Raw genomic sequence first — 12,113 nt, forward strand, 5'->3', positions numbered from 1 at the left:
CGACATCCATGTCTCCGATGGTCGGCCGGGGCGAATGCGCGACACCTCCTCAACGCCACGTGGTGGCCGATGGGAAAGCAGCTTCCCGGCAACTCGGGGCGATGGCCAGAGCTTGCGGCGCGAGGGCGCCTGCCGCTCTTGATCTCCTGGCGGCCCCGACGTCCATTCAAGGAGGTAGCGTGCGGTCGCCCTGGCCGACTCTCGGAGACATGGATGTCGACGAGAAGCCCCCTGCAATGCGTTCACGGTCGCGGTCAGGGCGACTGCACGCTGCCTCCACTTGCGAAACAACCGGGAACGACACTTGGCCGAAGGCCAAGCCCAAAGGGACTGAAATCCCTCCCACAAGAAAACTCAGGGGCGGTGCAGCACCAGTTCGTAGACGAACTTGCTGCCGAAGAAGGCCAGCAGCAGCAGGACCATCGCGAACAGCGTCAGCTTGGCCGCGCGTGGCCCGCGCCAGCCCCAGCGCCAGCGGCCGAACAGCAGCACCGCCAGCACGATCCAGGACAGGATCGAAAGCAGGGTCTTGTGGCCCAGGTCCTGGGCGAACAGGTCGTCCACGAACAGCACGCCCGTCAGCAGGGTCAGGCTGAGCAGGACGAAGCCGGCCACCAGGCTGCGGAAGAGCAGGGTTTCCATCTGCGTCAGCGGCGGCAGCAGGCGCATCCAGCCGCCCAGGTGGCGCTGGCGCAGGGCGTGGTCCTGGAACCACAGCATCAGCGCCAGCAGCGTCGCCACCGCCAGCGTCGCGTAGGCCAGCAGCGCCATCAGGGCGTGCAGCTGCAGGCGCCAGTCCAGGTCCGTGCGGGCGATGCTGCCGCCCAGCAGGGCATAGGCCAGCAGCACCCCGGCCGCCAGCGGGAAGACGATGATGCCCAGGGCTTCGATGCGCTGGGCCGGTCCCAGCGCCGTGGTCAGCGCCGCCATGCCCAGGCCCACCAGCGAAAGCGCCGGGAAGAAGTGCAGGTCGGCGGCCCCCGTCTGCTGCCAGGCCCAGCCGTGCACCGCCGCATGCAGGGCCACGGCCGGCAGCGCCAGCCACAGCCAGCGGCGCGGCGCCGGATGTGGGGCCTGTGCATGCCCGGCCAGCTGCTGGCTGGCGAAGGCGTACAGGAGGGTCGCGAGCAGGGCGAGGACGAGGGCGGGCATCGGCCGAGTTTGGCACAGCGGCGGGCCAGCCGAGAACCATTCTCGACTGGCCGGGGGCCGCCGGCGGCCCCGCGTTATACTTCGCCCCCCTTCGGAAAAGACCCCTGGCCCATGTTCGAGTCGCTGACCCAGCGCCTGTCCGGCACCCTCCAGAAACTGCGCGGCCGCGGCCGCCTGACCGAGGAGAACATCCGCGAAGCCACCCGCGAGGTGCGCATCGCGCTGCTCGAAGCCGACGTCGCCCTGCCGGTGGTTTCGGCGCTGATCGAACGCATCAAGGCGCGTGCGGTCGGCCAGGAAGTGCTGACCAGCCTCACCCCGGGCCAGGCCCTGATCAAGGTCGTGCGCGACGAGATGGCCGCGGTGATGGGTTCCTCGGCCAGCGAACTCAACCTCAACGTGCCGGCCCCGGCGGTCATCCTGATGGCCGGCCTGCAGGGCGCGGGCAAGACCACCACGGTCGGCAAGCTCGCCAAGCACCTGAAGGAACGCAAGAAGAAAAAGGTGATGGTGGTGTCGGCCGACGTCTACCGCCCGGCCGCGATCGCCCAGCTCGAGACCCTGGCCAGGCAGGTGGACGTGCTGTTCTTCCCGTCCAGCGCCGACCAGAAGCCCGAGGCCATCGTGCTTGCCGCCATCGATGCCGCGCGCAAGAGCTTCGTCGACGTGCTGCTGGTGGACACCGCCGGCCGCACCACGATCGACGAGGCCATGATGGCCGAGATCCAGGCCCTGCACGCCGCGGTCAACCCGGTCGAAACCCTGTTCGTGGTCGATGCCATGACCGGCCAGGACGCGGCCAACACCGCCAAGGCCTTCGCCGAGGCGCTGCCGCTGACCGGCGTGGTGCTGACCAAGACCGACGGCGACGCCCGCGGCGGCGCCGCGCTGAGCGTTCGCTACATCACCGGCAAGCCGATCAAGTTCGTCGGCGTCGGCGAAAAGCCCGACGGCCTAGACGTTTTCCACCCCGACCGCGCCGCCAGCCGCATCCTGGACATGGGCGACGTTCTCAGCCTGGTCGAGGAGGTCGAACAGAAGGTCGACAAGGACAAGGCCCAGAAGCTGGCCGAGAAGGTCGCTAAGGGCAAGAAGTTCGACCTCAACGACATGCGCGACCAGCTCGAGCAGATGCAGAACATGGGCGGCCTGTCGGGCCTGATGGACAAGCTGCCCGGCATGGGCCAGATGCCCGAGCACGTGAAGGCTCAGGTGACCGGCAAGGAAGTGCCGCGCATGGTGGCCATCATCAACTCGATGACCAAGAAGGAACGCCGCAACCCGGGCCTCCTGAACGGCTCGCGCCGGGCCCGGGTGGCCCGGGGGTCGGGCACCACCCCGGCGGATGTGAACAAGGTCCTCAAGCAGCACCAGCAGATGGAAAAGATGATGTCCAAGCTGTCCCAGGGCGGCATGAAGGGCCTGATGCGGGGCATGAAGGGCATGATGGGCGGGGGTTTCCCGGGCCGCTTCCCGGGCCGCTGAGCCGCCAGCCTTCCCAACTCCGGCAATATCCCGCTATAATCCGCGATTCCCCGGGCCGCTTGCGGTCTGGACCACCGTCCCAGAACTGCATAAAGAGCTAACCCACATGGTCAAGATCCGTCTGACCCGCGGCGGCGCCAAGAAGCGCCCCTTCTACCACATCATCGTCACCGACTCGCGCAACAAGCGCGACGGCCGCTCGATCGAGCGCCTGGGTTTCTACAACCCGGTCGCCCAGGGCAACGAAAAGCGCGTCGAGCTCAACACCGAGCGCGTCGAGCATTGGGTTTCCCACGGCGCCCAGCTGACCGAAAAGGTCAGTGCGCTGGTGAAGGAAGTCTCCACGGCCAAGGCTGCGGCCTGAGGCCCCGGCCTCGCCCCGCGCGAGGCCTGATCACATGACCAACGGGCGCCGCATCCTGCTGGGCAGGGTCGCCGGCGCCTTTGGCGTCCGGGGCGAGATAAAGCTCTTCTCCTGGACCGAGCCCCGCGACGCCCTGTTCCGCTACCAACCCTGGATCCTGCGTTCCGGCGAGTCCGAACGCGAGATCACGGGCGTGTCTGGCCGGGACACCACCAAGACCGTCATCGCCCGTTTCCCGGACGTGGAAACCCGCGAACAGGCCGAAGCCCTGGCCGGCACCGAAATCTGGGTGCCGCGCGACCGGCTGCCGCCCCCGGCCCCCGGTGAGTACTACTGGGCCGACCTGGAAGGGCTGGCGGTGGAAACCACCGAAGGCGTGTCCCTGGGCAAGGTCTCGCACCTGTTCGAAACCGGTGCCAACGACGTGATGGTGGTCGAGGGGGATCGCAAGCGTTTGCTGCCTTTCGTCACCGGCCAGTACATCGTTTCCGTGGATTTCGAAGCCGGCCGCATCGTGGTCGACTGGGACCCGGACTTCTGAGCCCGGTGCCGCCCATGCGCATCGACGTCATCAGCCTGTTCCCCGATTTCATCCGCGACAGCGCCGCGCTGGGCGTGGTCGGCCGCGCGCAGGAGCGGGGCCTGCTGGCCGTGCAGGCCTGGAATCCGCGTGATTACGCCACCGACAACTACCGCCGGGTCGACCAGCGCCCCTTCGGCGGCGGCCCCGGCATGCTGATGCTGGCCGAGCCGCTTTCCGCCTGCCTGGCGGCGGCAAAGGCCGCCGATCCGGCGCCGGCCCGGGTCATCTACCTCAGCCCCCAGGGCCCGCGCCTGACCCAGGCCAAAGTCCGGGAACTGGCCGCGCTGCCGCGCCTGCTGCTGCTGTGTGGGCGCTACGAAGGCCTGGACGAGCGGTTCATCGAGCGCGAAGTGGACGAAGAACTCTCGATCGGCGACTACGTGCTGTCCGGCGGCGAGCTGGCCGCGGCGGTGCTGGTCGACGCCGTTGGCCGGCTGCAGGAAGGCGCCCTGAACCACGCCGACTCGGCCACCCAGGACAGCTTCGAGGACGGCCTGCTGGACTGCCCGCACTTCACCCGCTCGGAGACCTCGGGCACCGAGGGCGTGCCGGCGGTGCTGCTGTCCGGGGACCATGCCGCCATCGCCCGCTGGCGCCGCCAGCAAAGCCTGGGCCGGACCTGGCTGCGCCGCCCGGACCTGCTGGCCCGGGCCCGCCTGGACGCCGCCGACCGGGCCCTGCTGGCGGACTTCATCGCCCAGTGGCGGGCCAGCCACCCTCCGGGGGGCTGAACCGCTTCCCTTTCAAGGGCTTGCGCGGGTATACTGCGCGGCTCCACGGTCAGCCCACCGACCAGTTCCACGATAGCCACGCACGGTTCCCGGGCCTCTGGCGCGCACTCAAAACAAACATCACAGGCGTAAATATCATGAGCATCCACAAGCTGCTGCAGCAGTTCGAGGCCGAACAGGCCACCCGGGAAATGCCGAAGTTTTCCCAGGGCGACACCATCGTCGTCAACGTCAAGGTCAAGGAAGGCAACCGCGAGCGCGTGCAGGCCTACGAAGGCGTGGTCATCGCCATCAAGAACGCCGGCCTGAACTCCGCCTTCACCGTGCGCAAGATCTCGCACGGCTTCGGCGTCGAGCGCGTGTTCCAGACCCACAGCGCGATCATCGACTCGGTGACCGTCAAGCGCCACGGCAAGGTCCGCCAGAGCAAGCTGTATTACCTGCGCGGCCTGCAGGGCAAGAAGGCGCGCATCAAGGAAGACCTGGCGGCGCGTTCGAACAGCTGATCCGCACTGCAAGCTTGAAGCGAACGGCCGCCCCAGGGCGGCCGTTCGCGTTTGCGATGCCGGCAGCGCCCGCACTTGCCCGGTGGAGCCGGGAGTAGCAGGATCGCCCCATGGTCGCTGCCTGCAAAATGCCGATCGCACCTTGCCGCGCCATGTCGCGTGCACGCGCTGCGGTTCCGGCCCTGGCGCTGCTGCTCGCCTGCGCGGTTCCCGCCCCGGCGACCGCGCAAACACCCGCCACGGGCCTGCTGGAAGACCAGCCGGTGGAGCGCCCGTCGAACCGCGTCGAAGGCGCGGAATTCGCACGGCGTTTGCTGAGCCCGCTGTCGGGCCGCGACGTCTCGCGTTTCCTGGCCGCCGAAGGCAGGCGGCTCGCCGCCGAACCATTCGCGCCGGGTGATTTCGCGGTTGACCTGTACGTGCCCAAACGCCAGCCCGAGGCAGGTTATGGCCTGCTGGTGTTCGTGCCGCCGATGGACGAGTTCGCCATCCCTTCGGACTGGAAGCGCGTGCTCGAACAGCGCGGCCTGCTGCTGGTGATGCCGCGCGGCGCCGGCAATGATGCCGACGTGTTCGGCCGGCGCATCCCGGCCGTGCTGCACGCGCAGGCCCATGCCGCGTCCACGTACCGGCTTGATCCCGCGCGGCGCTACGTCGGCGGGTTTTCCGGCGGCGCGCGCCTGGCCCAGCGGGTGGCGCTGGCCTGGCCCGATGTTTTCCAGGGCAGCCTGCAGTTCGCCGGCAGCGTGGTGGTGGGCGAAAGCCTGATGCCGCCACCGCAGCGTGAACTGTTCGACCAGGCCCGGATGCACGGACGCTTCGTGCTGGTTTCCGGCGGGCAGGACCTGCCCAACCGTCGCAACGACGCGCTGGCGCGCGAACGCTTCGAGGCCCTGTGCTTCGCCGGCGTGCGCAGTTTCGGCCCGGCGCGCCTGGACCACTGGGTGCCCGACGCCCGCGGCTTCGCCAAGGCACTCGACCGGCTGGAAGCCCCGGCGCAAGCCACCCCGGAAATCGAAGCCTGCCGGCGCGATCTCGACGCCGCCGTGGCGGGCGCGCTGGACGAGGTCCAGGCCCGGCTCGAGGCCGGTCAGGTGGTTGCCGCGCGCGATGCGCTGGTGGCGCTGGACGACCGCTACGGAGGCCTGGCCGTGCCGCGTTCGCTCGATCTTGCCCGCGCCATCGAAGCCGCGTTGGCAGCCCAGGCACGTTGAGCCCGGGCCGCGCCCGGACGTAGCATGGCGCATGGCAAAACAATCCCCGTCCGCCGATGCGGGCGCCCCCGTGCGGCTTGATGTCTGGCTGTGGGCGGCCCGCTTCTTCAAGACCCGCGCCCTGGCCAAGGAGGCCATCGAGGGCGGCAAGGTACAGGTGGCCGGGCAGGGTGCCAAGGCGGCGCGCAGCGTGCGCGTGGGCGAAACCATGCAGGTGCGCCGCGGCGAAGACGTCTTCGAGTTGCAGGTGCTGGGCACCAGCGCCCGGCGCGGCCCGGCCAGCGTCGCCCAGGGCCTGTACGCCGAAGACGAGGCCGCGCGCGAAACACGCCTGCGGCTGGCCGCCGAACGCCGCGCCGCCGTCGCCGGCTACCGGCCGCCGGCCGGCAAACCCGACAAACGCGCGCGCCGGCTTATCCAGGCCCTGGGCGACCTGGACTCGCTGTAGGTCAGGGCTCGTCGCCGTCGAGGTAAACGGGCAGGTCGGTGCTGCGCTTGAAGGCGAAGATCAGGTGGGTTTCGATGTGCGCCACTTCCTCGCGGCTGGTCAGGGCGGCCATCGCGAAGTCGCGCAGGTGGTCGCTGTCGCGCACGCCCACGTGCACCAGGAAATCGTCGGCACCGGCCACGTGGTAGAGGCTAAGCACTTCCGGCAGCGCCAGCAGGTGGGCGTGGAAGGCCTCCACCTGCGGCCGCGAATGCCGTGCCAGGCGCACGGCCACCATGGCCTGCAGGCCGATGCCGATCGCGGCGGGCGCGACTTCGGCGTGGAAACCCTGCAGCACCCCGGCTTCGCGCAGCCGGCGCACGCGCTCGAGCGCGGTGGACGGGGCCACGCCGACCCGGGCGGCCAGGTCCTTGTTCGGCAGCCGCGCATTCTTTCGCAGAAGCCGCAATATGGCGAAGTCTGTTCGGTCAAGATGCATGCTTGGCCCCTGATTCGGAAATAGTGTTCGGTCGGCCCGAACCAGGCCGAAGTCTACGCCATAGTGGCCGCCTGCCGTCCCCGGAGCCCGCCATGACGCATTTCGACACCCTCGCCGTGCACGCCGGCCGCGAAGACTTCGCCCGCCTGGGCGTGCACGCGCCGCCGATCGACCTGTCCACCACCTACCCAGTGGCCGACCTGGATGCGGGCACCGAAAGTTTCGATGCGCTGGTCGGTGGCGCCGCCAGCGCCGCCAACCCGATCTACGCGCGCCTGCACAACCCGACCGTGGGCCGGGTCGAAAACGCGCTGGCCCGCCTCGAGGGCACCGAAGCCTGCGTGGCCTACGGCTCGGGCATGGCCGCGCTGACCGCGGTGCTGCTGGACGCCCGCTCGCGCGGGAGCCACGTACTGGTGGTGCGGCCGCTGTACGGCACCTCCGACCACCTGCTGGCCTCGGGCCTGTGCGGGCTGGAAGCAGAGTTCGTGGACGCCGCCGAAATCGCCGCACGCCGCCGTCCCGACACCGCCCTGGTGATCATCGAAACCCCGGCCAACCCGACGCTGGACCTGGTGGACATCCGCGCCGTGGTGGCCGCCGCCGGCGAGGTGCCGGTGCTGGTCGATTCCACCTTCGCCACGCCGGTGCTGCAGCAGCCCGCCTCGCTGGGCGCCACCTACGTGATGCACAGCGCCACCAAGTTCCTGGGCGGCCACGGCGACGTCATCGCCGGCGTGGTCTGCTGCAGCGAAGAACATGCCCGGCCGCTGCGCACCGTGCGCGCGGCCACCGGCGCGCTGCTGCATCCGCTGGGTGCCTACCTGCTGCACCGCGGCCTGCCGACCCTGGCCATCCGGGTCGAACGTGCGCAGGCCAATGCCATCACCATGGCCGAACGCCTGGCTGGGCATCCGGCCGTGGCGCGGGTTTTTTTCCCGGGCCTGGGCACGGTGCGCAATGCGCACCTGGTGGGCACGCAGATGGCCGGCCCCGGCGCGCTGATGGCCTTCGACCTGCACGGCGGCCACGAAGCCGCGGCTTCGGTGATGTCGCGCGTGCGGCTGATGACGCCGGCCGTGAGCCTGGGTTCGGTGGATACGCTGATCCAGCACCCGGCCGGGCTGACCCACCGCGTGGTGGACGCGCAGGCGCGCCTGGCCAGCGGCATTGGCCCGGGCCTGCTGCGGCTGTCGGTGGGCGTCGAAAACGTCGAAGACCTCTGGGCCGACCTGGCCCAGGCCCTGGAAGGCTCTCGCCTCAGCGCAGCTGCCTGAGCCGGTAGAGCGCCTCGAGCGCCTGCTTCGGCGTCAGTTCGTCGGGGTCGATCGCGTCCAGCGCCTCGAGCGCGGGCGAAGGCTGCGGCGCGAACAGGCCGAATTGCTGCGGCGCATCCAGCGCCGCCGGGCTCATCTCCGCCACGGCATGCGGAGCGCCGCGCTGTTCCAGGCTGGCCAGGGTGCGGCGGGCCTGTTCGACCACGCTGCGCGGCAGGCCCGCCAGCGCCGCCACCTGCAGGCCGAAACTGCGGTTGGCCGGGCCGTCCTTCACCGCGTGCATGAACACCAGCCGGTCGCCGTGTTCGATCGCGTCCAGGTGCACGTTGGCGATGCCGCTGCCCGGTTCGGCCAGCGCGGTGAGCTCGAAATAGTGGGTGGCGAACAGCGTGTAGGCGCGGTTGGCCTGCGCCAGGTGGCGCGCGCAGGCTTCGGCCAGGGCCAGGCCGTCGTAGGTCGAGGTGCCGCGGCCGATTTCGTCCATCAGCACCAGCGACTGGGCGCTGGCGTGGTGCAGGATGTAGCTGGTTTCGGCCATTTCCACCATGAAGGTGGACTGGCCGCGCGCCAGGTCGTCGCCGGCGCCGATGCGCGTCAGTACCCGGTCCACCGGGCCGATCACAGCGCGTGAAGCCGGCACGAAGCTGCCGATGTGCGCCAGCAGCACGATCAGCGCGTTCTGGCGCATGTAGGTGCTCTTGCCGCCCATGTTCGGGCCGGTGATCACCAGCATGCGGCGGTTTTCGTCCAGCACCAGGTCGTTGGGTTCGAAGGGTTCGTCGCGAACGGCTTCGACCACCGGGTGCCGGCCGCGTTCGATGCACAGGCCGGGCGCGTCGGTCAGCTCCGGGCGCGACCAGTCCAGGGCCTGGGCGCGTTCGGAGAAGGCCGCCAGCACGTCGAGTTCGCTCAGGGCGGCGGCGCAGCGCTTGAGCGGTTCCAGCGACTGGTTCAGGGTTTCCAGCAATTCTTCGTACAGGGCCTTTTCGCGCGTCAGCGATCGTTCGCGGGCGCTGAGCACCTTGTCTTCGAAAGCCTTCAGTTCTTCGGTGATGTAACGCTCGGCGCCGGTCAGGGTTTGCCGGCGCGTGTAGTGCGTGGGCGCCTTCACCGACTGGCCCTTGCTGATCTCGATGAAATAGCCGTGCACGCGGTTGTAGCCGACCTTGAGCGTGGCGATGCCGGTGGCGGCGCGTTCGCGGGCCTCCAGGTCGACCAGGAACTGGTCGGCGGTGGTGGACAGCGTGCGCAATTCGTCGAGTTCGGCGTCGAAGCCTTCGGCGAACACGCCGCCGTCGCGCATCAGCACCGGCGGCTGCGGCACGATGGCGCGGGCCAGCAGGTCGGCGGTGGTCTCGTGTTCGCCCAGCGCCGCGGCCAGGGCGTCCAGGCGCGGGGAATCAAGCGGTGCCAGCACGGCGCGCACGCCCGGCAGCAGGGCCAGGCCGTCGCGCAGGGTGGACAGGTCGCGCGGGCGCGCCGAGCGCAGGGCCACGCGCGAAAGGATGCGTTCGATGTCGCCCAGGCCGCGGAAGGTTTCGCGCAAGGTTTCGTGGGCGCCGGAATCGATGAAGGTGGCCACGGCGTGGTGGCGCTGGCCCAGCACGCCGCGGTCGCGCAGCGGCCGGTTCAGCCAACGGCGCAGCAGGCGTCCGCCCATCGGGCTGACGCTGGTGTCGAGCACGCCCAGCAGGGTGTGTTCGCTGCGGCCGTCGGTGCGGCTGTCCAGTTCCAGGTGCCGGCGCGTTGCCGCGTTGAGCGCGATGCCGTCGCCGGCCGATTCAAAGGCGATGGCGGTCAGGTGCGGCAGCTGCTGCTTCTGGGTTTCTTCGACGTAGGCGAGCAGGGCGCCGGCGGCGGCGGTGGGCAGCGCCTTGTCTTCCAGTCCGAAACCGCTGAGGTCGTGGAGCTTGAAGAACTTCAGCAGCTGGCGCCGGCAGGCGTCGGCGTCGAAACCCCAGGGCGGGCGGCGGCGCAGGCCGGGCTGGGTGGCCAGGAAGGGCGGCCAGCCGTCTTCGTCGGGCAGCAGCAGTTCGGCCGGATCCAGGCGGGCGATTTCCGCGGCCAGCTGGTCCTCGTCGGCGACTTCAGAGACCAGGAAACGGCCGCCGGCCAGGTCGGCCCAGGCCAGGCCGAAACCGCTGCGGCCGCGGCTGAGAGCCATCAGCAGGGTGTCGCGGCGTTCCTGCAGCAGGGCTTCGTCGGTGACCGTGCCCGGAGTGACGATGCGCACGACCTTGCGTTCGACCAGGCCCTTGCTGGCGGCTGGGTCGCCGATCTGTTCGCAGATGGCCACCGACTCGCCCAGCGCGACCAGGCGCGCGAGGTAACCCTCGTAGGCATGCACCGGCACGCCGGCCATCGGAATCGGCGCGCCGCCGGAGCTGCCGCGCTGGGTCAGGGTGATGTCCAGCAGCCGCGCCGCCTTGCGCGCGTCGTCGTAGAACAATTCGTAGAAGTCGCCCATCCGGAAGAACAGCAGGATGTCGGGGTACTCCGCCTTGGCGGCGAAGAACTGCTTCATCAGCGGCGTGTGCTGGGGCGTTTCCGAGGCGGGCATCCGGATGGCAATGGCGGGGGCGGCCCTATAGTCTAGCGGCCATGGCCACCGACGCCCTGCCGACCGACGATCAATTGCATGCCCTGGCCGAAGACGTGGGCGTGCGCCTGCAGGCCAGCCACCTGATGCTGGCCACCGCCGAAAGCTGCACCGGCGGCTGGATCGCCAAGATGATCACCGACATCCCGGGCTGCTCGGCCTGGTTCGACTGCGGCATGGCGGCCTACAGCTACGAGGCCAAGCAGGCCTTGCTGGGCGTGCGGCCCGAAACCCTGATCGAACACGGCGCCGTCAGCCGGGAAACGGTGATGGAAATGGTGTCCGGGGCCCTGGTGACGTCGGGCGCCAGCATCGCCGTGGCGGTGACCGGCATCGCCGGCCCCACCGGCGGCAACCCGGACAAGCCGGTCGGCACGGTCTGGATAGGCTGGAAGCGCCGCGGCGGTTACCCCAAGGCCGAACTTTTCCACTTCGACGGCGACCGCGACGCGGTGCGCCGGCAAACCGTGGCCGCCGCCCTGCATGGCCTGATGGCCCTCGCCGGCTAGCGCCGCACGCGGGGCTTGACAGCCCGGAGGGGTTCGTTAGTAGTATTACTACTAATGGACATCACCGACACCCAACAGGCCATCCTGGCCATGATCACCGAGCGCATCGAGGCCGACGGCGTGCCGCCGTCCCAGGTCGAGATCGCCCACGCCTTCGGCTTCAAGGGCGTGCGCGCGGCCCAATACCACCTCGAAGCCCTGGAGCAGGCCGGCGCCATCCGCCGCGTGCCCGGGCAGGCGCGCGGCATCCGCCTGGCGGTGTCCCCCGGTTCGTCGTCCCCGGCCGCCGACCTCGTCCCGGCGGCCGGGGACGCACCCCTGCGCCTGCCGGTGCTGGGCCAGGTCGCCGCCGGCCTGCCGATCGGCGCCGACGCCGGCCTTCACGACATGGTGTTGCTCGACCGTGTCTTCTTTTCCCCGGCGCCCGACTACCTGCTGCGGGTGAAGGGCGACTCCATGCGCGACGAAGGCATCCTGCACGGCGACCTGATCGGCGTGCACCGCACCAATGACGCTCGCAGCGGCCAGATCGTGGTCGCCCGAATCGATGAGGAAATCACCGTGAAACTGCTCAAGATCGGCAAGGAAGGCATCCGCCTGCTGCCGCGCAACCCCGACTTCGCCCCCATTGTCGTCCAGCCCGACCAGGACTTCGCCATCGAAGGTCTGTACTGCGGCCTCGTAAGGCCGAACCGTTGAGCCTGGGCCAGAAAAAGGCCGGCAGGAAGAAGTCCAATTCCCTACTGCGCATCGAGGCACAAGAGGCT

The 12,113-nt window shown here is 69.8% G+C and carries 13 protein-coding genes; 10 read left to right on the top strand and 3 right to left on the bottom strand.

The genetic code is table 11. The annotated features are described in order from the left end of the window. Positions 1-354: 354 nt before the first annotated feature. The gene (locus tag IEX13_RS03400; RefSeq protein WP_188661336.1) at positions 355-1,152 is read right to left on the bottom strand and encodes a cytochrome C assembly family protein; all 798 of its coding nucleotides are present in this window, start codon (positions 1,150-1,152) and stop codon (positions 355-357) included. Positions 1,153-1,263: 111 nt separating this feature from the next. Here IEX13_RS03400 and ffh point away from each other — a divergent pair, with 111 nt between their 5' ends. The 7 genes from ffh (at position 1,264) to IEX13_RS03435 (ending at position 6,483) form a co-directional block, all read left to right on the top strand. Continuing rightward, positions 1,264-2,637, top strand: coding sequence for a signal recognition particle protein (gene ffh / locus IEX13_RS03405; RefSeq protein ID WP_188661338.1), 1,374 nt, complete (start codon positions 1,264-1,266; stop codon positions 2,635-2,637). Between the two features lie 106 nt (positions 2,638-2,743). Further along, positions 2,744-3,001, top strand: a complete 258-nt coding sequence (rpsP, locus tag IEX13_RS03410) for a 30S ribosomal protein S16 (protein ID WP_188661339.1) — start codon at positions 2,744-2,746, stop codon at positions 2,999-3,001. Between the two features lie 34 nt (positions 3,002-3,035). Then, a complete protein-coding gene (gene rimM, locus IEX13_RS03415) occupies positions 3,036-3,542 on the top strand; it encodes a ribosome maturation factor RimM (RefSeq protein WP_188661342.1) in 507 nt (168 codons plus the stop codon). A gap of 14 nt (positions 3,543-3,556) precedes the next feature. Continuing rightward, positions 3,557-4,315 carry a tRNA (guanosine(37)-N1)-methyltransferase TrmD gene (trmD, locus tag IEX13_RS03420; RefSeq protein WP_188661343.1) on the top strand — a complete coding sequence of 253 codons (759 nt, stop codon included), beginning with the start codon at positions 3,557-3,559 and terminating at the stop codon, positions 4,313-4,315. A gap of 137 nt (positions 4,316-4,452) precedes the next feature. Beyond that, entirely contained in the window at positions 4,453-4,821 is a 369-nt protein-coding gene (gene rplS, locus IEX13_RS03425; RefSeq protein ID WP_425488988.1) for a 50S ribosomal protein L19, read from the top strand. Positions 4,822-4,931: 110 nt separating this feature from the next. Further along, a complete protein-coding gene (locus IEX13_RS03430) occupies positions 4,932-6,035 on the top strand; it encodes an alpha/beta hydrolase family protein (RefSeq protein WP_188661346.1) in 1,104 nt (367 codons plus the stop codon). 31 nt (positions 6,036-6,066) lie between these two features. Further along, on the top strand, positions 6,067-6,483 hold the full coding sequence (locus IEX13_RS03435) for an RNA-binding S4 domain-containing protein (protein ID WP_188661349.1): 417 nt from the start codon (positions 6,067-6,069) through the stop codon (positions 6,481-6,483). Position 6,484: 1 nt separating this feature from the next. On the opposite strand, the gene IEX13_RS03440 is transcribed toward IEX13_RS03435, so the two are convergent. Further along, entirely contained in the window at positions 6,485-6,961 is a 477-nt protein-coding gene (locus tag IEX13_RS03440) for an Lrp/AsnC family transcriptional regulator (RefSeq protein ID WP_188661350.1), read from the bottom strand. A gap of 92 nt (positions 6,962-7,053) precedes the next feature. On the opposite strand from IEX13_RS03440, the gene IEX13_RS03445 reads away from it, so the two are divergent. After that, a complete protein-coding gene (locus IEX13_RS03445) occupies positions 7,054-8,238 on the top strand; it encodes a trans-sulfuration enzyme family protein (protein ID WP_188661353.1) in 1,185 nt (394 codons plus the stop codon). Here the strand turns inward: IEX13_RS03445 and mutS are convergent. Beyond that, the gene (gene mutS, locus IEX13_RS03450; protein ID WP_188661356.1) at positions 8,222-10,798 is read right to left on the bottom strand and encodes a DNA mismatch repair protein MutS; all 2,577 of its coding nucleotides are present in this window, start codon (positions 10,796-10,798) and stop codon (positions 8,222-8,224) included. The genes IEX13_RS03445 and mutS overlap by 17 nt on opposite strands. 41 nt (positions 10,799-10,839) lie before the next feature. Between mutS and IEX13_RS03455 the strand changes: the two genes are divergently transcribed. Continuing rightward, positions 10,840-11,346 carry a CinA family protein gene (locus IEX13_RS03455; RefSeq protein ID WP_188661359.1) on the top strand — a complete coding sequence of 169 codons (507 nt, stop codon included), beginning with the start codon at positions 10,840-10,842 and terminating at the stop codon, positions 11,344-11,346. 54 nt (positions 11,347-11,400) lie between these two features. Continuing rightward, positions 11,401-12,045, top strand: a complete 645-nt coding sequence (gene lexA, locus IEX13_RS03460; RefSeq protein WP_188661362.1) for a transcriptional repressor LexA — start codon at positions 11,401-11,403, stop codon at positions 12,043-12,045. The last annotated feature ends 68 nt before the right edge of the window (positions 12,046-12,113 follow it).

The sequence above is a fragment of the Arenimonas soli genome, from assembly GCF_014643775.1.
In the GTDB taxonomy this organism is placed as follows: Bacteria; Pseudomonadota; Gammaproteobacteria; order Xanthomonadales; family Xanthomonadaceae; genus Arenimonas; species Arenimonas soli.

Excerpts from the sequence above, each read along its gene's own strand:
- IEX13_RS03445 (WP_188661353.1), top strand. The coding sequence starts at position 7,054 with ATGACGCATTTCGACACCCTCGCCGTGCACGCCGGCCGCGAAGACTTC.
- rimM (WP_188661342.1), top strand. The coding sequence starts at position 3,036 with ATGACCAACGGGCGCCGCATCCTGCTGGGCAGGGTCGCCGGCGCCTTT.
- IEX13_RS03435 (WP_188661349.1), top strand. The coding sequence starts at position 6,067 with ATGGCAAAACAATCCCCGTCCGCCGATGCGGGCGCCCCCGTGCGGCTT.
- rpsP (WP_188661339.1), top strand. The coding sequence starts at position 2,744 with ATGGTCAAGATCCGTCTGACCCGCGGCGGCGCCAAGAAGCGCCCCTTC.
- lexA (WP_188661362.1), top strand. The coding sequence starts at position 11,401 with ATGGACATCACCGACACCCAACAGGCCATCCTGGCCATGATCACCGAG.
- mutS (WP_188661356.1), bottom strand. The coding sequence starts at position 10,798 with ATGCCCGCCTCGGAAACGCCCCAGCACACGCCGCTGATGAAGCAGTTC.
- IEX13_RS03400 (WP_188661336.1), bottom strand. The coding sequence starts at position 1,152 with ATGCCCGCCCTCGTCCTCGCCCTGCTCGCGACCCTCCTGTACGCCTTC.
- ffh (WP_188661338.1), top strand. The coding sequence starts at position 1,264 with ATGTTCGAGTCGCTGACCCAGCGCCTGTCCGGCACCCTCCAGAAACTG.
- IEX13_RS03455 (WP_188661359.1), top strand. The coding sequence starts at position 10,840 with ATGGCCACCGACGCCCTGCCGACCGACGATCAATTGCATGCCCTGGCC.
- rplS (WP_425488988.1), top strand. The coding sequence starts at position 4,453 with ATGAGCATCCACAAGCTGCTGCAGCAGTTCGAGGCCGAACAGGCCACC.
- IEX13_RS03430 (WP_188661346.1), top strand. The coding sequence starts at position 4,932 with ATGGTCGCTGCCTGCAAAATGCCGATCGCACCTTGCCGCGCCATGTCG.
- trmD (WP_188661343.1), top strand. The coding sequence starts at position 3,557 with ATGCGCATCGACGTCATCAGCCTGTTCCCCGATTTCATCCGCGACAGC.
- IEX13_RS03440 (WP_188661350.1), bottom strand. The coding sequence starts at position 6,961 with ATGCATCTTGACCGAACAGACTTCGCCATATTGCGGCTTCTGCGAAAG.